Origin of the sequence: Paraliobacillus sp. X-1268 (assembly GCF_003426095.1) — a bacterium.
GTDB classification, from domain to species: Bacteria; Bacillota; Bacilli; order Bacillales; family Amphibacillaceae; genus Paraliobacillus_A; species Paraliobacillus_A zengyii.
This window is the reverse complement of record NZ_QJSK01000026.1, coordinates 1-22,946: the sequence shown is the minus strand read 5'-3', so window position 1 is coordinate 22,946 and position 22,946 is coordinate 1. Positions and strand designations below refer to the sequence as shown.

The 22,946-nt window shown below is 34.6% G+C and carries 19 protein-coding genes; 3 read left to right on the top strand and 16 right to left on the bottom strand.

Annotated features, from left to right (window positions below; genetic code table 11):
• Positions 1-3 precede the first annotated feature (3 nt).
• The 7 genes from polA to D2K62_RS17010 all read right to left on the bottom strand — a co-directional run bounded on the left by polA (position 4) and on the right by D2K62_RS17010 (position 8,896).
• On the bottom strand, positions 4-2,637 hold the full coding sequence (polA, locus tag D2K62_RS17040; RefSeq protein ID WP_117161815.1) for a DNA polymerase I: 2,634 nt from the start codon (positions 2,635-2,637) through the stop codon (positions 4-6).
• 170 nt (positions 2,638-2,807) lie between these two features.
• Complete coding sequence (gene pnpS, locus D2K62_RS17035; protein ID WP_112181591.1) at positions 2,808-4,202, bottom strand: two-component system histidine kinase PnpS; 1,395 nt, start codon at positions 4,200-4,202, stop codon at positions 2,808-2,810.
• Entirely contained in the window at positions 4,202-4,897 is a 696-nt protein-coding gene (locus tag D2K62_RS17030; protein WP_112181592.1) for a response regulator transcription factor, read from the bottom strand. Before D2K62_RS17030 ends, pnpS begins: the two co-directional genes overlap by 1 nt.
• A gap of 60 nt (positions 4,898-4,957) precedes the next feature.
• Positions 4,958-5,152 carry a hypothetical protein gene (locus D2K62_RS17025; RefSeq protein ID WP_112181593.1) on the bottom strand — a complete coding sequence of 65 codons (195 nt, stop codon included), beginning with the start codon at positions 5,150-5,152 and terminating at the stop codon, positions 4,958-4,960.
• 606 nt (positions 5,153-5,758) lie between these two features.
• Entirely contained in the window at positions 5,759-7,030 is a 1,272-nt protein-coding gene (gene icd, locus D2K62_RS17020; RefSeq protein ID WP_112181594.1) for an NADP-dependent isocitrate dehydrogenase, read from the bottom strand.
• Between the two features lie 198 nt (positions 7,031-7,228).
• Positions 7,229-8,344: a citrate synthase gene (gene citZ, locus D2K62_RS17015; protein WP_112181595.1), complete on the bottom strand. Its 1,116-nt coding sequence runs from the start codon at positions 8,342-8,344 to the stop codon at positions 7,229-7,231.
• Positions 8,345-8,431: 87 nt separating this feature from the next.
• Entirely contained in the window at positions 8,432-8,896 is a 465-nt protein-coding gene (locus D2K62_RS17010) for a DUF441 domain-containing protein (RefSeq protein ID WP_112181596.1), read from the bottom strand.
• 112 nt (positions 8,897-9,008) lie between these two features.
• Here D2K62_RS17010 and ytvI point away from each other — a divergent pair, with 112 nt between their 5' ends.
• A complete protein-coding gene (gene ytvI / locus D2K62_RS17005) occupies positions 9,009-10,127 on the top strand; it encodes a sporulation integral membrane protein YtvI (protein WP_112181597.1) in 1,119 nt (372 codons plus the stop codon).
• A gap of 29 nt (positions 10,128-10,156) precedes the next feature.
• On the opposite strand, the gene D2K62_RS17000 is transcribed toward ytvI, so the two are convergent.
• The 6 genes from D2K62_RS17000 to dnaE all read right to left on the bottom strand — a co-directional run bounded on the left by D2K62_RS17000 (position 10,157) and on the right by dnaE (position 19,036).
• Positions 10,157-10,549, bottom strand: coding sequence for an FxsA family protein (locus tag D2K62_RS17000; protein ID WP_112181598.1), 393 nt, complete (start codon positions 10,547-10,549; stop codon positions 10,157-10,159).
• Positions 10,550-10,629: 80 nt separating this feature from the next.
• Positions 10,630-12,390: a pyruvate kinase gene (pyk, locus tag D2K62_RS16995; protein WP_112181599.1), complete on the bottom strand. Its 1,761-nt coding sequence runs from the start codon at positions 12,388-12,390 to the stop codon at positions 10,630-10,632.
• 42 nt (positions 12,391-12,432) lie between these two features.
• Positions 12,433-13,392, bottom strand: a complete 960-nt coding sequence (gene pfkA / locus D2K62_RS16990; RefSeq protein ID WP_112181600.1) for a 6-phosphofructokinase — start codon at positions 13,390-13,392, stop codon at positions 12,433-12,435.
• 207 nt (positions 13,393-13,599) lie between these two features.
• Entirely contained in the window at positions 13,600-14,547 is a 948-nt protein-coding gene (accA, locus tag D2K62_RS16985) for an acetyl-CoA carboxylase carboxyl transferase subunit alpha (RefSeq protein WP_112181601.1), read from the bottom strand.
• On the bottom strand, positions 14,544-15,407 hold the full coding sequence (gene accD, locus D2K62_RS16980; protein WP_112181602.1) for an acetyl-CoA carboxylase, carboxyltransferase subunit beta: 864 nt from the start codon (positions 15,405-15,407) through the stop codon (positions 14,544-14,546). Before accD ends, accA begins: the two co-directional genes overlap by 4 nt.
• A gap of 284 nt (positions 15,408-15,691) precedes the next feature.
• On the bottom strand, positions 15,692-19,036 hold the full coding sequence (dnaE, locus tag D2K62_RS16975) for a DNA polymerase III subunit alpha (protein ID WP_117161814.1): 3,345 nt from the start codon (positions 19,034-19,036) through the stop codon (positions 15,692-15,694).
• A 175-nt stretch (positions 19,037-19,211) separates the two neighbouring features.
• Between dnaE and ytrH the strand changes: the two genes are divergently transcribed.
• Complete coding sequence (ytrH, locus tag D2K62_RS16970; protein WP_112181604.1) at positions 19,212-19,544, top strand: sporulation membrane protein YtrH; 333 nt, start codon at positions 19,212-19,214, stop codon at positions 19,542-19,544.
• Positions 19,544-20,047 carry a sporulation membrane protein YtrI gene (ytrI, locus tag D2K62_RS16965; protein ID WP_112181605.1) on the top strand — a complete coding sequence of 168 codons (504 nt, stop codon included), beginning with the start codon at positions 19,544-19,546 and terminating at the stop codon, positions 20,045-20,047. The genes ytrH and ytrI overlap by 1 nt, the downstream gene beginning before the upstream one ends.
• A gap of 72 nt (positions 20,048-20,119) precedes the next feature.
• On the opposite strand, the gene D2K62_RS16960 is transcribed toward ytrI, so the two are convergent.
• From D2K62_RS16960 to D2K62_RS16950, 3 genes are all read right to left on the bottom strand, one after another.
• Complete coding sequence (locus D2K62_RS16960) at positions 20,120-21,064, bottom strand: DHH family phosphoesterase (RefSeq protein WP_112182745.1); 945 nt, start codon at positions 21,062-21,064, stop codon at positions 20,120-20,122.
• 50 nt (positions 21,065-21,114) lie between these two features.
• Positions 21,115-22,431 (bottom strand): DRTGG domain-containing protein, encoded by a 1,317-nt coding sequence (locus tag D2K62_RS16955; RefSeq protein WP_112181606.1) that lies wholly within the window; start codon positions 22,429-22,431, stop codon positions 21,115-21,117.
• A 75-nt stretch (positions 22,432-22,506) separates the two neighbouring features.
• Positions 22,507-22,734, bottom strand: coding sequence for a hypothetical protein (locus D2K62_RS16950; RefSeq protein ID WP_112181607.1), 228 nt, complete (start codon positions 22,732-22,734; stop codon positions 22,507-22,509).
• Positions 22,735-22,946 lie beyond the last annotated feature (212 nt).

Genomic DNA, 22,946 nt, shown 5'->3' with positions numbered 1-22,946 from the left:
CACTTATTTTGCATCAAACCAAGTTTCGCCATACGCATAATCAACCTTTAATGGCACAGCTAATGACACAGTATTTTCCATAACTCTTGGGACAAGTTCTTTCAATAGCTCAATTTCTGTTTTTGGTGCTTCTATAATCAATTCATCATGCACTTGTAATAACATACGTGCTTTCAAATTATTTTCTTTAAGTGCGTGTTCTAGATCAATCATTGCTTTTTTTATAATATCTGCTGCACTACCTTGAATAGGTGTATTCATTGCTGTTCTCTCAGCAAAACTACGGAGATTAAAATTGCGATTTGTGATATCTGGTAAATAACGCCTGCGTTGCATAAGCGTCGTCACATACCCTTTTTGTTTCGCTTCTTTAACAATCTCCTCCATATATGTTTTAACACCTGGATAGCTATCAAAATAGCGTTCGATGAATGCCTTAGCTTCTTTACGTGTAATGCCAAGATTTTGTGATAAACCATAGTCACTAATTCCGTATACAATACCAAAATTCACTGCTTTTGCTTGACGTCGCATATTACCATCTACGTCCTCGGCATCTACATGGAATACATCCATTGCTGTTCTAGTATGAATATCCATGTCTTCTTGGAATGCTTGTACTAATAATTCATCCTTTGCGATATCCGCTAGGACACGCAATTCAATCTGAGAATAATCCGCTGCGAAAATTACCCAATCTTTTTCAGAAGGAATAAATGCTTTTCTTATCTTCTTTCCTTCCTCTAGTCGAATTGGAATGTTCTGCATATTAGGTTCTGTCGAGCTTAATCGACCCGTTTGAGTAAGTGCTTGGTTAAAGCGCGTGTGAATCTTTCCAGTATCAGGATGAACCACTTTTAAGAGCCCTTCGATATAAGTTGATTGTAATTTTCTTAGCTGCCGATAAAGCAATAGCTTAGGTATAATCGGATGCTTTTGTTTTAACTGTTCCAATATATCCGCTGAAGTAGAATAACCTGTTTTCGTTTTTTTAATAATAGGTAATTCTAACTTTTCAAATAAAATTGGCCCCAGTTGTTTAGGGGAGTTTAAGTTGAAATCTTCACCTGCAAGCTCATGGACTTCCTCTTCTATTTTATCTAAACGTATTTTCAACTCTTTTTGCATCACATTTAGTTGATCTTGATCTATTTTAACTCCAGTAGCTTCCATTTTGCCTAGGATAACCGCCAAAGGTAATTCTAAATTATATAATAACTCTATCTGTTGATTTGCTTCTAATTCTTCTTCCACCTGTGATTTTAGAGCAAATAACATCATTGTTTTACGTCCGATATGATCCGCTAATTGATCTTGACTTGGAACTTGTAGTTTCGCACCTTTACCATAGACTTCTTCATCAGAAAGCACTTGTTTTTGCCCCATTCGATGACTGATTGCAGGAATGGTATGATGATTCTCTGAAGGATCTATTAAATAAGACGCTAACAATAAATCAAAGGTAATTCCACTAACAACAATTCCATGGTTTAGTAAAGAGACTGTTACTTTCTTTGCATCAAACACCCATTTTTCTTTCTCAGGATCTTCCGCCCATTGTTTAAATGCATCTGATTTCACAGCAATCTCAGTTGGTATAAAATACTTCTTATCTTTATTAACAATTCCAAATCCTTCAATAGGAGCAAGGTGATAATTATCTGTTAAAATCTCTACCTCTAACGCCTCTACTCCAATAAATAGTGATGCTGAAACATTATCTAATATTTCAATATCAACAGCTTCAAGCGCTTCTTTCTCTTCTACAATGACTTCACCAGTAACTTTAGTTAATAATGAATTAAATCCCAAGTCTTTAAACACAGCACTCAACTGATTCACATCATATCCAGAATAAAGCGTATCTTTTAATTCTACTTCAATTGGTGATTCGCAATTGATTGTCACTAATTGTTTACTCATAAACGCATCATCTTGATGGTTTTCTAACTTTTCCTTCAGCTTTTTAGCAGTAACTGATTCTACATTCTCAAAAACTTTCTCTAAAGTATGAAACTGATTAAGTAATTTTACTGCAGTTTTTTGACCAATACCTGGGATACCTGGGATATTATCTGAGCTATCACCCATTAGAGCTTTCATATCGATAATTTGCTCTGGGTTCACTTCCATTTTCTCTTTCATAAATTCTGGTGTGTATGTATCAATATCACTTAACCCTTTTTTTGTTAATTGCACTTGTACCCGATCTGTAACAAGTTGTAACATATCCTTGTCACCAGAAATAACTCGAACATCAAAGGATTCCTTTTCCGCAACTCTAGCTAGTGTTCCAATGATATCATCTGCTTCATAATTAGGTAACTCATAATGCTTAATGGAAGATGCATCGAGTAATTCTTTTATTAAAGGAAATTGTTCTGATAATTCTGGTGGTGTCTTCTGTCTTCCACCTTTATATTCTTGATACGTTTCATGACGAAATGTTGTTTTCCCTGCATCAAATGCTACAAGCATATGTGTTGGTTTTTCAGTTTCAATAATTTTCATCAGCATTGTAGTAAAACCATATACTGCATTTGTATAAACACCTTTATCATTATTCAGTAAAGGCAGAGCAAAAAAAGCACGATACAGAATGCTATTACCATCTATTAATACTAATTTATTAGTCATTTTTAACATAGACCCCTTTCCTAACGTTCACCAAATTCTTTTTACTAATGTCATTTATATTCTACCATGTTTAATTGAAAATAGAAAAAAATCACTGTTTGATAGGGATTAACCTTTATGAATATACATGGTAATGTATATTCAAAAAAAAAAAGCTTTTTAAGCTTTTTTCAATCTTTTAATATAAATTTTTTATTAATTGGAACAAGCACAGAGAATGTTGAACCTACTCCTACTTTGCTATCTAAACTGATCGTACCATTATGAGCTTCTACAATATGTTTAACAATTGCAAGACCTAAACCAGTACCTCCAGTATTTCTGCTTCTAGCTTTATCTACTCGATAGAACCTCTCAAATACACGATTCATTTTATCCTCTGGTATACCGATTCCCGTATCAGTAACAGTAATATGCAAATTAGCATCTATTACTTTCACTTTTAAAATTACTTTCCCACCAACTGGCGTATAACTAATCGCATTATTAAGTAAATTGATGCACACTTGTTTTAAACGATCAAAATCTCCATCTATTATTACATTTTGTTCTAAGTTAGTTTCAAACGTAATTTCTTTTCTAGTTGCCTCCTGTTGTACCATAGGTGCTATTTCCTCAATTAATTCCGATATATTCACTTTTTCATACAGAATATGCATTTCGTCTTTTTCCAACTTTGACAATTCTAATAAATCATTAACTAATGCTTGAATTCTTTCACTTTCTTTATAAATAATCTCCAAAAACTTATTTCTAATTTCCTCATCATCCATATTTTCATCCAATAGAGTTTCTGCAAAACCTTTGATTGAAGTAATAGGCGTTTTTAATTCATGAGATACATTCGCAACAAAGTCTTTACGCATTTGTTCCAGACGCTTTAATTCTGTAATATCATGAAATACTAGGACAGCACCTTTCAATTCATTGATTTCATTGAAAATTGGAGCGCCAACAATTTCAATATAAAGTTTTTCCACTTCCATTGAAATCGTAAATGCATTTTTTACTTTCTGTTCATACAAAAAAGCTTCCTGTACCGCTTTATAAATTCGTTCTTCTTCTAATACATCATAGTACAAATAACCGATATAATCTTTCGTTTTTTTACCGAAAATCTTCAGGAACTTACGATTAACCAAATGAACATATCCACGTTCATCAATTAATATAACACCACTTTCCATATTATCTATCACAGTTCTTAGTTGACTGCCTTGTATTTTTTCCTGTATCGTCATTTCTTGTAAGTTTCTAGCAAGTAAGTTAATTGCATTGCTTAATCTACCTGCATCTCCATAATGATTTTCATAAGTTCTTGTTTTATAATTACCTTTTACTAATTCCTCAGCTACAGTTGCAGCAGAACGAACTGGTTTAATATATCGATCAAATAATTGATAAATAATAACTAAAAAAATAATGAAGCTTCCTAGTAATGTTAAGATAACAATGATCTGTTCATTTCCAGAGACAAGTGGTAACATGATAAAACCAATACTACTCAACACTACTGTGACGACAGCTATGTAGGTGAAAAACAAACGAAAATTGGTCTGAATCATTAATAAGGTTCCTCCATTTTATAACCAAGTCCTCTAATAGTCTTTATATATACAGGATGTTTTGTGTCAGGCTCAATTTTATCACGTAGGTGACTGACATGGACATCTACAATACGCGTATCACCGACAAAATCATAATTCCATACCGCACTCAACAGTTGATCACGTGATAATACTTTTCCTTTATTCTTTGCCAAATATAATAATAGTTCAAACTCTTTTCTAGTGAATGAAAGAGTTTCTTCACGAATAACAGCTTCGTATTGTTCAGGATAAATTGATAGTTCTGAAACTCTTATTACTGGTGGTTCCAATTCGGTTTGTTGTTTATTTGATCTTCTTAAAATAGCTTTTATTCTAGCTACAACCTCTTTTGGACTAAAAGGTTTTGTCAAATAATCATCTGCCCCTAATTCCAATCCTAATACTTTATCAAACTCGTCATCTTTTGCAGTTAACATTAAGATGGGTGTCTCGACTTTTCTTTGTCGTAATAACTTACAAATTTCTGTACCTTCTAATTCGGGCAACATTAAATCTAATACGATCAGATCAAACATTCCGGTTGTTGCCTTCTCTAAACCCTCAGTACCAGTATAAGCAACTTCCGTTTTAAAACCTGATCTTTCAATATTATATTGTAGTAATGTTACGATCGATTCTTCATCATCAACAATTAGTATTCTTTGGTTCATTGTAAAAACCCCCATTTTTCTGTCTAAAAAATTTAGATGAAATAATGCAACCCATTCCCTTTAAACAAACTTATCTTTCTTCATCATACATGGAAGCCAACTGTATGTGAATAGAATTGACATATAAAGTAGTCTTTCCTTATGTAAAATTTTATTTACAATTTTAAAGTTTACTTCATAAATAGTACTTTCAGAAGAACTAGCATCTAACAACGCTGTATTTAGATCAACTTGAACTGAAATTACTAGTCCCATCAAAAAAACACTAAATGAGACTTCATTTGTTCATACAGAGAAGCAACAATATTTTTCACTCTAGTATTTTTACATTCCAAAATATTGTCACAATTATCATAAACTGTGACGTAAACCGCCATGTTGATTTTCGCTTCGGTCAGTCGCTTTCCGCGGGCAAGTCTTTTCGATGGGTCGAGTAATCACAGACCCAACGCTTCAACTTCCTCGGAAGCAAAAAGCACTTCCTGTGGGATTTTCAGCTGTTGCTTTTCCCGCAGGAGTCGACTGTCCTACGCTACAATCAATCAGCATAACGTGATCAGCTGTTGTCATTAGTACAATAAAACTTCTGACCAGTAAAAGATGTACCACTTTTAACGCCTATCCAGCGGAGCAATTGAAATGGGTGAGACTCCTGTGGGAACAGCGCGGGCTGAAGATCCACTCGGAAAGCGATCTATGCTTATCCGAGTTAGCTGAAGCCGTGCCCACGGAAAGCGATCCCATTTCAATTGTGGAGCGGATATGGAATCTACGTCGCAGTTTCTATCTATTACGACTTAATAAGAAAAAACAACCTCTTATATGTGTTATAAGAGGTTGTTTTAATTTGCTATTACATTATTAATCCATGTTGTTAATTAATGCTGTACCGAATTCTGATGTTTTAACTTCTGTAGCATTATCCATCATACGAGCAAAATCGTATGTAACTACTTTCTCACTGATCGTTTTATCCATTGATTTAGTAATTAGCTGAGCCGCTTCTTTCCAACCAATATGTTCAAGCATTAATACAGCAGATAAAATGACTGACGATGGATTCACTTTGTCTAAACCAGCATATTTAGGTGCAGTACCATGCGTTGCTTCAAAGATTGCATGTCCTGTTTCATAGTTAATATTTGCTCCAGGTGCAATACCAATTCCACCAACTTGAGCCGCTAATGCATCTGATATATAATCACCATTCAAATTCATCGTTGCAACAACTTCAAATTCTTTAGGTCTCGTCAAAATTTGTTGTAAGAAGATGTCGGCAATTGAATCTTTAATAATAATTTTACCTGCTTTCTCAGCTTCTGCCTGAGCCTCATCAGCAGCTTCACGACCTTTTTCTTCAACAATTTTATCATACGTAGCCCATGTGAAAACTTTATCGCCATATTCTTCTTCAGCTAATTCATAGCCCCACGTTTTAAAAGCACCTTCTGTAAACTTCATAATATTACCTTTATGTACTAAGGTAACACTCTTTCTTCCTTCATTGATTGCATAATCAATTGCAGCACGTACTAGGCGCTTTGTTCCTTCCGTAGATATCGGCTTGACACCAATCCCTGAAGTCTCTGGAAAACGGATATTTTTAACTCCCATCTCATTTTGCAAGAAGTCAATAACCTTTTTTGCTTCATCTGAACCCTGTTGCCACTCAATTCCTGCATAAATGTCTTCCGTATTTTCTCGGAAGATTACCATATTTGTATCCTGAGGTCGTTTAACGGGTGACGGAACACCATCAACGTAACGTACAGGTCTTAAACATGTAAAAAGATCCAATTGTTGTCTTAGCGCAACATTTAAAGAGCGAATTCCCCCACCAATTGGTGTTGTTAGTGGTCCTTTTATTGCAATTTTATATTCACGTATCGCATCTAAAGTTTCATCAGGTAACCATTCGCCAGTACGGTCGAAAGCTTTTTGACCTGCATACACTTCTTTCCATATAATTGACTTTTTACCTTGATAAGCTTTCTCTACTGCTGCTTCAATCACGCGACTAGAAGCTGCCCAAATGTCAGCGCCAATACCGTCGCCTTCAATAAATGGAATGATTGCGTGATCCGGAGTTTGTACAACTCCATTTTCTACTGTGATTTTTTCACCTTTTGACATTCTATTACCTCCTAATAGTTGCTAACATTATAAATAAATACATGTAAACCAAAAATAAAATAATTCGAAACGTCAGTCTGTCGAGATCTTTGCCTTTCTTCCTGCTTGTTCGTTAATAAATCAGTTTCTTAATGACCCCACTCAAACTATTTTTTTCACTTTTGCTTTTAAGTAATTGTCTCTATCAAGATTAATAACCTATCTATCCTCCAACGCTATAAATGGTTGTCTGATTGGTCCAATATATTCAGCACGTGGACGAATCAAGCGATTGTTCTCGTACTGTTCTAAAATATGTGCTAACCAACCTGAGGTTCTACTCATCGCAAAAATTGGAGTGAACAAGTCGTGTGCTATTCCAAGACTATGATAGACAGATGCAGAATAAAAATCTACGTTTGCTGGTAAACCCTTTTTTTCTTTAATGTACGCTTCTATTTTAACAGACATTTCATACCATTTAGATTGTCCTGTTACTTCTGTTAATTGTTCGGACATTTTTTTAAGATGTTTCGCTCTCGGATCACCCGTTCGGTAAACACGATGTCCCATTCCCATAATTTTTTCTTTGTTTTCCAGCTTCTCTTGTATATACGGTATAGCATTATCTACTTCAGCTATATCGGTTAACATTTGCATAACTTGTTCATTAGCACCACCATGTAAAGGTCCCTTTAAAGCACCAATTGCTGCGATAACACCCGAATAGAGATCAGACAATGTAGCAACACAAACCCGCGCTGTAAACGTAGAAGCATTTAACTCATGATCAGCATGAAGAACAAGTGCTTTATTAAAAGCTTCTACTTCAATTGCTTCAGCTTCTTTTCCTTTTAACATGTAAAGAAAATTTTCTGCATAACTAAGTCCAGGTTTAGGTGCAATTGGTTCTTCGCCTTCTCTTAGGCGAGAAAATGCAGTGATTACTGTAGATATCTTTGCCTGTAACCGAATAGCCTTTCGCAAATTAGCCTCTGGTTCCATTATGTCTACCTCTGGATCAGATAAACCCAATAAAGATATAGCTGTACGTAAAGCAGCCATTGGATGAATGGCAGAAAGATCATACATATTAAAAAGTTTAATGACTTCATCTGGAAGCACCATATTAGAAGTCAATTCATTTTGAATCTCAGTCAATTCTGATTGTGTTGGAAGTCGTTTATGCCATAATAGATACACAACTTCCTCAAAACTAGAATGTTCTGCAAGATCATCAATTTTATAACCTACATAGGTCAATTGGTCATCAATAATTGAACTAATAGATGATTCTGTTGCAATGACTCCTTCTAGTCCTTTGGTAGTTGACATTGCATTCCACTCCTTTACTTTTACGTTTTTATTCAGTTAGCTAGCATAATTATTATCTAAATAAAATCGACTTATATTTCAGTTCATTTATGGTATAAAAAAGTCTACAATTCGCATAACCATATAAGCAATGCCAGCACCAATTAATGGACCAACAGCTACGCCCTGAAATAAAACCACAGCTAGTATGGTACCCATAACAAGTGCAGTTGTTAAATGTGGATCATTAGCTAATAAGTCTAATCCTCCCTTAGCTACAATTGCGACAAACGCACCAGCTCCAAGAGCAATCCAACCATAGTAAGACTTTACACTTTCGATCAGATCTTTAAATCCAATATCCCCACTAGCGATTGGGATTAGTACAGCTATTGTAATAATAGTAACTCCCCACAACATCCCTTTATCTTGTATATAAGGAAATAACTTGTCATCCATTTTAAAAAGCTTCATACCCAACAATACATAGACGGCTATCATAATTGATTGGTTTTTTCCTATGTAACCTAATGCGAATAATAACAACAAAAATAATGTTGATTGATTAATCATAATTGTGACGCCTCCACTTGCGTTACCAAAAAAGGCAAACGTCGATTAATTTTTATATTATCACATAATATACACAAATGGAAAATATCTTTATATATAGGGAGGGTTGCACATGATACCTAAACATATAATAGCTCGCATTATTCGTTTATTCTATGTTGTTTTACTAGTCTTTCTTTCTATCATAACTTTTACTGTTTTAATAAGATATACCTATCCATTTATAATCGCTTTTATTATTGCGTTCCTATTAAATCCTTTCATCACATTTCTAGAACAAAAGTGGCATTTACATCGTACTTTTGCAAGTTTATTAACGATTTCTATTATTTCCACAATTTTGATTTCTTTTGTGATGATCTGTATGCTCGAATCTATTCAAGCATTGCTGTTTTTAGCCAAATATATCCCTGCTCATTTCCAAGATTTTTTGCACTATATTCAGAGATGGATCGAATCAACTCTATTACCAATATACGATAAACTAATGATTCGATATGAACATTTACAATCTGCACAGCAAACTACTATTGTGAAACAATTACAACAAACGATAAGCGAAATTGCTTCCAGTGGTTCTGCTATCTTAGAAAATTTCTTTTTTACAGCAACAAATTTTATTAGAGGTCTACCAAATTTATTATCTGTTTCTTTTTTTATTTTATTAGGTACGTTTTTTATTAGTAAAGATTGGTACAAGCTTCAAAATTGGTACAATAAAATAATACCAATTAAATTTCTAAATAAGATGGGAGCTGTCACAAAAACATTCAAGCATACGCTATATAGTTTTTTTAAAGCACAGCTCATATTAACTTTAATTTCAACATTGCTTATTTTTATTGGATTACTTGTGATAAATATTGACTATCCTTTTACACTCGCACTTTTAATTGGTATCGTAGACTTTATTCCCTATTTGGGGACCGGCTTATTCTTTATTCCTTGGATTATCTATCAATTTATAAATGGTAATTTTGATTTAACTATCCAATTATGTGCAATATACATGATAGTTATAATCCAGCGGCAACTGATGGAACCAAAATTATTAGCATCTCATATTGGGGTTAATCCATTATGGATGCTGATTACAGCTTTTGCTTCCTATCAATTATTTGGATTATTGGGTGTCTTTGTTGCACCGTTCATCGTCATGTTTATGCAAACATTATCTAAAACTGGTATTCTGCTAAACTTGTGGTGTTACATTTATGAAGGGAAAGATTAACATTATATAAGATTGTTTTTTAAACGATTTTATCGTTTAAATATGGTGATTGTCCCTTTATCCAACATGGATTGTAATACGTTACGTAACCACCGTTTAATTGGTGTTCTTGTTACTGGTAACAATAATAGAAAACCTATTGCGTCGGTAATAAAACCAGGTGTTAATAGAACAACTGCACCTATTAATATACATATGCCATCAAAAATTTGTTCTGCTGGTGCTTGACCATAACTCATTTGCGTTCTAGCTTGATTTAATGTCTCCAAGCCTTGTTTCTTAGCTAAAGCGGCTCCCATAATACCAGTTAAGACAATTAAAGCTATTACCCACCACGTACCGATGTATCCGCCAGCCCAGATAAAAATACCAATTTCTAATGCTGGTACAACTAATATAAATAGTAACAACCATCGAAACAAATGATTACGCTCCTTTTTTATACTGATTCCTAATTAGGTGAAAAAAAGAAGGGAAAATCCCTTCTTTTTATCTAAAACTATTACAATATACTTGCATGTCCACTGTAAATATCACCTTTTTTAGCATCGATTGTAATATCTTGCCCGTCTTCAATTAAATTAATTGCCTTTTCGACTCCAACAATAACAGGGATTCCTAAGTCTAATCCAACTAATGCCGCATGAGAAGTTAATCCACCTTCTTCAGTAACAATACCACTAGCTTTCTCTACTGCTGACATCATCTCTTTATCTGTGCCATAAGTTACAAGAATGTCACCTTGCTTCATTTTTGCATTTGCTTCTTCTGCATTTTTAGCTAGAACTGCTTTACCAAATGAACTTCCTTTTCCAATACCTTGGCCTTTTGTTAAAACATCACCAATAATATGGATTTTCATCAAGTTAGTTGTTCCACTTTCTCCAACAGGTACACCTGCTGTTATGATAACTCGGTCTCCGTAATTAAAATGACCAGCTGATAAACCTTTTTGGATAGCCAAATCTAAGACATCATCTGTAGAATAAGCTAGTTCTCCAAGAATGGATTGCACGCCCCAAACAAGTGATAGACGACGGCTAATTCTTTCATCAAATGTTACGGCAATAATTGGTGCTTCAGGACGATACTTCGAGATCATACGTGCTGTATGTCCACTAGCAGTCGGCGTTAGGATAGCATCTACATTTAAATTCATAGCTGAATGATTAACAGATTGACTAATCGCATCAGTAATCGTTAATTCACTTGATTTAGAACGTATATCTAATACAGACTTATGGTCAATTGCTGTTTCTGCTTTTGTAGCAATATTACTCATTGTTTGAACTGCCTCAACAGGATAGTCACCTGCTGCTGTTTCACCAGAAAGCATGATTGCATCTGAACCATCAAAAATAGCATTCGCAACATCGGATGCCTCAGCACGTGTTGGACGCGGGTTACGTTGCATAGAATCTAACATTTGTGTTGCTGTAATAACAGGTTTGCCTGCAGTATTACATTTTCTAATCATATCTTTTTGTACTAATGGCACATCTTCTGGTGGAATTTCAACACCTAAGTCACCACGAGCAACCATTAATCCATCACTTACCTGTAGGATAGCATCCAGATTGTCGACACCTTCCTGATTCTCAATTTTAGGGATAATATGGATATGAGAAGCATTATTCGTTTCCAATAGCTGTTTAATTTCTAATACATCTGAGGCGCGACGAACAAATGATGCTGCAATGAAATCAACATCTTGCTCAATACCAAATTTAATATCTGCTGCATCTTTATCTGTGATTCCAGGAAGATTAACACTTACATTTGGTACATTTACACCTTTTTTGTTTTTTAATACACCAGAATTTAATGCTATTGTTTTTAATTCTTTTTGATCATTTAAAATGTCAATAACTTCTAATTCAATTAAACCATCATCTAGAAGGATTTTTGATCCAACATGTACATCATCAATTAGTTGCGGATAGCTGACAGAAAATTTTTCTTCTGTTCCTTCAACTTCTTTCATAGAAATGTTAATTTCTTTGCCTTTGGTAATATGTACTTCACCATTTTTCATTGTATTCGTTCTGATTTCTGGACCTTTCGTGTCAAGTAAGATCGCTACAGTTTTCCCTGTTTTCTTAGCAGCTTCTCTTATATTTACGATACGTTGACCGTGCTCCTCAAAATCACCATGTGAAAAATTCAGACGTGCTACGTTCATTCCTGCATCAATTAACTGGACTAATTGCTCCACTGTTTCTGAAGCTGGTCCAATTGTACAAACAATTTTAGTTCTTCTCATTAAAAATTTCCTCCTTCAATTTATAACACTTTTCCCTTTTATCTATATAGATAGTTCATTAGAGAGCTTATACATATCTAAATCAATTTTATGTTTACGCGTTAGCACTTCTATAATATCATGACTAACTAACTGGTTATTTTGAATACCAACCATTTTACCAGCTTCACCCGCAAGCAATAATTCAACAGCTTTAGCACCAAGACGACTTGCAAGTACACGATCAAACCCTGTTGGTTTACCACCACGTTGAATGTGTCCAAGAACTGTCACTCTAGTTTCCATTCCAGTAGCATCTTGAATTTTTTTACCATAGTCCATGCCGTTTCCAACACCTTCTGCAAGTACAATGATACTGTGCTTTTTACCTCTTGCTTGTCCTCTTTTCAAACGATTTACCACGATGTCAAAATCATTATCGTTTTCTGGGATCAAGATACTTTCTGCTCCATCTGCAAGCCCCGCCCATAAAGCTAAGTCACCTGCATCGCGTCCCATAACTTCAATTACATATGTCCGCTCGTGTGAAGTTGCCGTATCACGAATTTTATCGATAGCATCTATAATCGTATTTAATGCAGTATCAAAACCAATTGTGTAATCTGTTCCAGGAATATCATTATCAATTGTACCAGGCACACCGATACAAGGATAACCTTTTGCTGTTAATTTAGCAGCACCTTGGAAAGAACCGTCTCCTCCAATTACAATTAAACCTTCAATTCCAAATTTATTTAACTGTTCAATTGCAACATTCTGCCCTTCTTCTGTTTTAAACTCTTCTGATCGAGCTGAAAATAAGATTGTTCCACCACGTTGAATAATGTCACCCGCAGAACCTAGTTCCAATCTTTTTATGTTACCAGCCATTAACCCTTGGTAACCATTATAAATACCATACACTTCCATATCATGGAAGATCCCTTTACGAACTACAGCTCTAATTGCTGCATTCATACCTGGAGAGTCACCTCCACTTGTCAGTACACCAATCTTTTTCATCTAATACACTCCTACTTAATATTTCCTTTAAAGCGTTTTTTCAAACTTGTCTCTTTTAATTATGAGTACGCTTTATTGCAATTAAAATTATACATGAAAAATCAGGGAAACTCACCCCTAAATATGACGATTTTAAGCAATTTTACAACGATTTCATTATTTATACAAAATTACACTTCTACAAAAACCAATATTTGTAAAAATAATTTAAATTGAACCAATATCTTTATATTTTTCCCATCTACGCTCAACTAATGCATCTGGTTCAAGACCACTCAAACTTTTTAGAGACTTTTTAATAAAGGGATCGATATAAGATGCCTGTAACTCGACATCTCGATGAGCTCCGCCTCTTGGTTCTGGGATCACATCATCAATTATCTTCAAATCCTTTAAATCTTTTGCAGTTATTTTTAATGATTCAGCAGCTTCTTGTGCATGTTTTGCATCTTTCCACAAAATACTTGCTGCACCTTCAGGTGAAATAACCGAGTATGTTGAGTTCTCTAGCATATATAAATCATCTGCAACACCTAATGCAAGCGCTCCTCCGCTACCACCTTCTCCGATAACTACGGAGATAATCGGTACTTCCAAACCGCCCATTTCCATTAGGTTACGTGCAATTGCTTCACTTTGTCCTCGTTCTTCTGCAGCTTTACCAGGGTGTGCACCTTTTGTATCAATAAAAGTAATTATTGGACGATTAAATTTAGCTGCTAGTTTCATATGTCGCAATGCTTTTCGAAAACCTTCTGGATGTGGACTACCAAAATTACGATAAATATTGTCCTTTGTATTCTTACCACGCTGATGACCAATTACCGTTACCGGTGTTCCCTGATACTTGGCTATACCTGTTACTATCGCTGTATCATCTCCAAATAAGCGATCGCCATGCAATTCCAAAAAGTCAGTGAATAAAAGTTCAATATAATCTAAAGTAGTTGGTCGGTCGGTATGACGAGCAATCATAACTCGATCCCATGGTTTTATATTCCCATAAATGTCTTCTTCTAATTTCTCCAGTCGCTTTTCAAGTGTAGTAATCTCATTTGATAAATCCATATCGCTACCTTCAGTTAGCTTTTTTAATTCGTTTATCTTTTCGCGTAATTCTATTACGGGCTTTTCAAATTCTAATACTTGTTTCAAGCTTCTTGCCCCCTTGCCTGGTGAAGATCTAATACGGTTGTTAGAACTTGTTTCATTTCTTTCCTAGAAACAACTTTATCAATTTGTCCATGTTCAAGTTGAAATTCTGCAGTTTGAAAATCACTAGGAAGTTTTTCTCGAATCGTTTGTTCAATAATTCTTCTGCCAGCGAACCCAATAAGCGCACCAGGCTCTGCAAAATGATAATCTCCAATTGATGCAAAGCTTGCTGAAACGCCTCCGGTAGTAGGATTAGTCATAACACTAATCAAGCAACCTCCAGATTTATTTAAGCGTTGAATTGCAATGGATGTTTTAGCCATTTGCATCAGACTAATAACACCTTCCTGCATACGTGCACCACCAGAAGCGGTAAAAATAATAATAGGAATAGAAAGCTTATTTGCATTCTCAATGGCACGGGCTACTTTTTCTCCGACAACAGCTCCCATACTGCCCATTCGAAACCTTGAATCCATAACAACTATTGCCGTGTCATATCCGTTAATCTTACCTTGTCCAGTTACAACTGCCTCATTTAAACCTGTTTTTTCTTTATCCTTTAAAACCTTTTGTTCATATCCTGGAAACTCCAAAGGATCTGTTGATTGCAACTCTTGATCCCACTCTTGAAATGTATCCTCATCACACAGTATTTCAATTCGTTCAAAAGCTGGTAACTGGTGATGCAAACCACATTCTGGACATACATTTAAATTTTTAGTCCATTCTTTTTCATAAAAAATCTTTTGACATCCATTACATTTTTTCATCAATCCGTGTGGTATATCTTGTTTTGCTTTTTCACTTGGAATCGATGCATACTTTTTCTTTTTTGTGAAAATATCTTTTATCGGCAAGGATGACTCCTCCTTATCGTATTTAAGCAATATATTAACTTCATCTTAATTTCACACAGGCTGTGTCTGATTACACCAACCATATTTGATTTCATTGTATATGTATATGCTCCATTTATTTTTTCTTAATTTGTTCACATTGATAATCTAAAACTTTGGTTTGGATAACTAATTCTTACAATTAATAAATTAAAAGATATAGTAAGGCATTTATTATTCTGATCACACAACTCTTCTATTATAGCAGATGCATTATCACTGTAAAGTTATTCTACATAACAGAATCACTTTTTCACTACAACATTTTCTTTACCAAGAGTATCATTAAGCTTACGAAGACACTCTCTTTCAAGTTCTAAATTATACGTGGGTGCCAATTGATACGTCACATCTTTATGGGAGTGATAAACAATAACAGGTGTTTTACCAGGGTGTTTTTCTGCTAATTGCTTTAAGAGTTGCAATGCATCTCGTTCTGTTTGCTGATCAACTTGTACAAACAAACGTTGCTTATTGCTAACTTCTTCTAACAGCATATCATCAAATTGACTTATTTGTGTAACTAGTAATTGGATCTTATTTTGTCGTTCTTCTGACTTTCCTTTGATAACCACTAACATTTCTTCTTTAATCCACCTGTTAATTTCACGATAAACATCTGGAAATACTACTGCATCCATCTCCATTTCTTCATCAGCTAGCGTAAGGAATGCCATTTGATCACCACGCTTTGTTCGAATAACTTTAATTTGTTGAACAACAACAACGGTATGTCGATTGTTTTTACCGATCATATTTTGTAATTGTGTGAGCGATAAATATCCGTTTGCACGAAACTTTTCACGGTATACTGTGAGCGGATGACTTGATACATACATGCCCAGCAAGTCCTTTTCTAAAGCCAGTTGTTGCATAGTTGTAAATGGTTCTACCTCCACATAGCTTACGTCTAGTTGCAAATCATCTCGAAAGAAAGATGTTTGATCTTCAAAGTCACTAAATAATTCGCCTTGTTCTAATGCTTGATCTATCGTAGCTAACAATTTAGCTCGATCATTATTTGTCTCATCAAAAGCACCAGCCATAATCAAAGCTTCTAGTGCTGGACGATTTACAATTTGAACAGGGACACGTAAACAAAAGTCAAATAAATGTTTAAATTTACCCGCTTTTCTTGCTTGTAAGATTTCTTTTATAACTTGATTTCCGATACCTTTTATCGACCACAATCCCATTCTGATATTTCCCTTTTCTACCATAAAGCCACCATAACTTTTATTTATCGATGGTTGCAGTATTTCAATTCCAAGCTCCTTTGCCTCTTTTGCATATAAGCTTATTTTATCATGTTGACCAGCAACAGAACTAAGTATATCTGTTAGAAAATAAGCTGGATAATTAGCTTTTAAGTATGCCAATTGATAGGAAATTAAACTATAAGCTACTGCATGGCTTCGGTTAAACCCATAATTAGAAAATCGAATAATCCATGTAAACAATTCTTCTGCCACTTTTTGTTGATAACCATTGGTTATACAACCTTGTATAAATTGTTGTTCTAATTGTTCCATCTGTTCTTTTTGTTTTTTACTTACTGCACGACGTAAAATATCAGCTTGACCATATGTAAAACCAGCCATCTTATTAGAAATTTGCATAATTTGTTCCTGATAAATTAGTACACCATAAGTAGGCTCTAAAATGGCTTTCAAGTCAGGATGTGCATAATTCATTGGCTCTTTACCATGTTTTCTATTAACATATGTAGGGATGAATTCCATTGGACCAGGACGATATAAAGCATTTACCGCAACAATGTCCTCAAATTCTGTAGGATATAAATCTTTTAGCACCCGTTGCATGCCTTGGGATTCCAATTGGAATACACCATTGGTTCCGCCTCTTTGCAGTAATTCAAAAGTTGCTCGATCATTTAATGGAATATCCTTTACAATAATCGAACGTTTTTCATTTTGCTCGACTGTACGAACAATTCTTTCTATTAATGTCAAATTACGCAACCCTAAAAAATCCATTTTTAATAATCCAACAGCCTCTATATCCTTCATAGCAAATTGGGTTAAATACATTTCTTCATTCCCACTTGTTGTTAATGGAGTACTTTCAACCAAAGGGCTTTCACTAATAACAATTCCAGCCGCATGTGTTGATAAATGCCTTGGTAAACCTTCTAGTTTTGTTGCAATTTTAAACAATTGTTGTAATTGGTTCGATTGTTTCACATAATCCATTAAAGATGTAGAATATCTAAGGCTTTCGGCAACAGATTTAGCACCCTGATTTGGAATTTCCTTTAGGATAAAAGATTGCTCTTCGGCAGTTATTTCCATCGTTTTACACAGTTCTCTGATAACAGATCTTGTTGCAAAGGTTCCAAAAGTTCCAATTTGAGCAACATGATCTTTTCCATACTTTTCTTTAACATAAGCAATAACTTCGTCACGACGATGATCTGAAAAGTCAATATCAATGTCTGGCATTGAAACACGATCAGGATTTAAGAATCGCTCAAATAATAAATCATATCTAATAGGATCTACTTCTGTAATATCTAACAGGTAAGCAACAATTGAACCTGCTGCGGATCCCCTTCCAGGTCCGACCATAATAGAATGTTGCTTAGCATATTGAACAAAATCCCATACAATTAAGAAATAGTCACTGAATTGCATACGGTTAATTACGTCTAATTCTCTTTCCAAACGATTTCGTATGTCAGCTGTTGCATTAGGATACTTTGTTATAAATGCTTTTTCACATAATTCTTTTAAATAAGCAGCTTTTTCATGTGTTTCAGCTAATGGAAATTTTGGTAAAGTAGGTTGATCTAATACGAGTTTAACATTGCACTGGTCAACAACTTCACTTGCTTTTTGTATTAGCTCAGGCCATTGCTCATAACTTCGCGCCACCTCTTCAGGCGTCTTATAGTAGTGATTCTCCCGTGCACTGGTTTCGGTTTGATAGGCCCACTTCTTTCCTTGTTCCATCGCACGCAAACAATCATAAGCCTTATGATCTTCACGACGTAAATAGCGCACATCACTAATTGCAACAGCTTCGTTTGGAAGCGTATCGCATACTTGTTTTAAAATGGAAAAGTTTGATTTATCTATACTTTGAATTCCTATGTAAATTGGTAAATCAGGTATCACCTTATTCCATTCATTTATATATACAGCCATTTCTTCCGCTTTATTCGCTTCTGCTAAATGTTCTAGCGCTGAATTTGCTACAGGCAAAATAAATATAATATCCTTCCCATACACTAGTAAATCTTTTTGATCAATAAATCCTATTCCGGCAGTCTGAATAATTGAACTAATTTGAAGTAGATTCTTATAACCTTGATTATTTTTAGCTAGAGCAATAATTTGAATCGTTTCTCCTGTATTTTCCTGAACACTAATTACCATACCAATAATTGGTTTCATGTCTGCATTTATGCAAAGACGATAAAAAGAAACGGCACCATGCAAAACATTTTCATCTGTTAATGCAATAGCATCCATTTTAAACTCTTTTGCTTGTTCTACTAATTTATTTAATTTAACTGTACTTTTCATCATGCTATATCCACTACGAACTTGTAAGTGAGTAAATGCCAATTTTCTCCCACCTTCTTGTATGAACTCTGCTGTTTCATTACTTTTATTATATATGAATCTTGTCTAACTTTAAAATCAATAACATACCTTGTCCTTTTTTTTCATATAGTTAGTAAGACTAAATAGTTAGAAATGTTCAGATTATCCAAGCTGAATATATGAAGGAGATACTAAAATGGAAGAACGCTTTTTAGCATCGATGATTCAATGCTATTTCATCGCACTTGGCGTCATTATAGGTGGTGCCTTCATAGGTAGCATTGGAGCTTTTGCAACAGGAGAACCACCAATGACCATGATGGGAAGAATTGCAAAAAGTTTACGTATCTGGGCTATTGTTGCAGCAATCGGCGGCACATTTGATGCGATATCCAATTTTGAAAGAGGGATATTTGAAGGATCAACTTTAGATATGATTAAACAAATACTTCTCATTATAACTGCCATGGGAGGCGTACAGACTGCTTTATTAGTGATCGAATGGCTTATTCAAGAGGAGATAGAATAGTGCATATTCCACCATTTTATAAGCGTGAAAGTTGGCAACGATTTATGGCAGGTACATTTGTTGGTGCAATACTAGCATTCTGCGTCTTTGTTTATATGTATGGCCAATTATATGAAAATTGGGTAGAGGAAAACTTAGAATTACATGCTGCCTTACAAGAATTAAATTCAAATTATAAAGCCTTAGAAGAAAATAATAAAGAATTAGATCAAAAGTATCAACAAAAAGTAACGATTACTTCTATTGAAATCACTATAACAAATCAAGAAAAATTAGACTTAGATCATTTAATAGCCAGGGAATTCGAAGAGAAAATAAAAGCTGAAATGACGGACATAATTGGAAGAGATGTTGAAAGTCTATCTGAAAATTATAGTTTACTTATCAAAACAATTGAAAACAAAACCTATCGGATTGATGATTTTTCTTACCAAGCTGAAGTAAAACACCTATTTATTACGGAAGTGCTCAGCTTACAAATCGAACTAACCCCTGGTACTTAGACATTATTAAAAGAAATAGAAAGAAATACGGATAATTCATATTTCTTTCTAAATTGTTTTACTTGAATAGTTCTATTCAGCAAATTTTTGACATGCTTGTTCAAGTTCAGCTATTACAGTCTCTGTTTCTTTCCAATCATAAATAGTTGCTCCAGAAGCTAACGGGTGTCCACCACCATTGAATTTTGCAGCAATTTTATGAATAACTGGACCTTTAGATCGCAGTCTAACACGAATAAGTTCAGCATCTTCTACAAAGATCACCCAAGCTCGAATGCCTTCAATATCACCTAAAACACCTACAAGTTTACTCGTTTCTTCTGGCGTTAAATGATATTCTGCTAAAATATCCTTCGTTATTCTAATCGCACTAACACCGTTTGGTGATACGGTAAAGTTTTGCAAAATATAACCTTTAAGATGTGCAATATTTTCATTCATTCTATATAAGTTATCATATAATTTCGTTCGATTAAAATCATATTTCACTAATTCAGAAGCATATTGAAATGTAATATCCGTTGCGCTCGGAAAAAGAAATCTGCCTGTATCTCCAACAATACCAGCATATAAAAGCATAGCAGCGCGATCAGAAATCTTAATTCCAACTTCTTTACTATTAACAAAAAGCTCATAAACCATTTCACTTGTGGAACTTGATTGCGTATTTATCCATGAAATATCACCATATACATCTACTTCAGGGTGATGATCAATTTTTATAATCTCTGCTGCTTGAAGATAGCGTTTATCTGAGATTCTTTCCTGGTTAGCTGCATCGCAAATAATTGCTAATGCCCCTTTGAATGTATCGTCATCAATTTGATCCATTTTAGCCAAAAAGAATAGCGATTCTTCTTCATCTCCAACCACAAAAACCTCTTTGTCTGGAAAACTCGTCTTAATAATTTCTGCTAATCCTACTTGTGAACCAAGTGCATCTGGATCAGGCCGAACATGTCGATGAATAATGATTCGTTGATATGATTTAATCTTCTTTATAATATCTTTTGTTATCACACTTACACCTCTTTATTATTTTATATCTTTTGCTTCCATTCCTAATTCTAGTATCGATCAATTAATTGCGCGATTAATATTGCTTTCCCTATTATTTCTTTATCGTGAAAAACTTCTACATCTACTTTAGCAGATTTTCGTCCTACGTCTAGTAACCTTGGTTTAATAAATAGTGTATTTTCTAGCTGAACAGGCTTTAAGAAATAAACAGATAAATTTTCGACAACAATATCAGCCCTTTTAAGTTGACGTATAAGTCGACTTCCCGCTTCAGTTACAAAAGAAACAAGTACACCATTTGATAGGGTCCCCAGTGCATTTGTCATTTGTGGTGTTACGTTTGATCGAAATACCATTTGCTGTGGGTCATTTGATATGACCGAAAGACCACTTGTGATAATATCATCAATCGTTTCTCCAACTTGTGGTTGCCGTTGCACTTGTTGTAGCGCTTTTAATACGTCTTGTCTTGAAATTAACCCGAGTAGCCGATTATAGTTGTCAACTACCGGCATAATTTCAATACCTTCCCAGACCATCATATGTGCTGCGTATGCTAACGATGTTTCTTTTAAAACCGTCATAGGATTTTTAGTCATGACCTTATCAATGGGAAGATGATGCTGTTTACCAATAATATCTTTGGATGTCACAATACCAATTACGCGATTTTGATCATCAACAACTGGATATCGACTATGTGTCGTTTCTTCATTGAACGCATACCATTTTGAAAGTGGATCTTTATTCATTACATAGTACGTTTCTGAAAAAGGGGTGAATATATCACCCACGATAACAATTTCTTTTTTAATAAGTTGATCATATATGGCACGGTTAATCATTGCCGCAACCGTAAATGTATCATAACTAGTAGAAATTATTGGTAGTTTCTTCTCATCAGCTAGTCGCTTAACTTGATCATCTGTATCAAAACCACCAGTAATTAAGACAGCTGCGCCCTCTTTTAGAGCTAGTTCATGGGCTTCAACACGGTTACCGACTATTAATAGCGAATCTTTTTCAGTATAGCGCATCATCGCATCTAATTTCATTGCACCAATGACAAATTTATGTAATGTCTTATATAATCCGTCTCGTCCACCTAATACTTGTCCATCTACAATTCCAACAATTTCAGCAAATGTTAGTTGCTCAAAGTTTTCTTTCTTTTTTTGTTCAATTCGAATAGTACCAACGCGCTCAATTGTACTAACAATCCCTTGATTTTCTGCTTCTTTAATTGCTCGATAGGCCGTTCCCTCACTTACATTTAATTCTTTCGCAATTTGCCTTACTGAGATTTTGTTTCCAACTTTTAATGACTCTATATGTAATAGAATCTGTTCATGTTTCGTGGCCACACCTGTTCACCATTCTTTCTAACTGTACTAATATTTTAGACTATAGTGTTATTATACAGTTGTCTGGTGATTGTATCAATTTTTCATTACTTTTACTTGTTTTACATGCGTAACTTCTTTTTTTGTTTCTTCTTTTTCTATTAGTACAGTTGCCAAGTTTGCACCAATAACTAATGTAAAAAGAACTAACCAACTAAACCAATACAGATGTGCTAACCCTTCTGGATGCGTTTGTACATTTGGAAAGGCTATATACAGTAAAAAACCAGCTAATAATAATCGTAAAACAGCATATTGTTTCATATTATGATCTCCTTATAAAAGTAGTTAGTAACAGTTTATGCTTATATGTATAGGAACATGTTTGATCTTCTTTCAGAGAATAAAAGAGGCTGGGACATAACTAGCCAAAATAACGAAAAAGATTCCGATCATCTTAGGAAGATGGTCGGAATCTTTTTTTGTTGGATTATTTTCAGGATTTGGTGCACCATGCGCATGCTTAGCCGTGTACT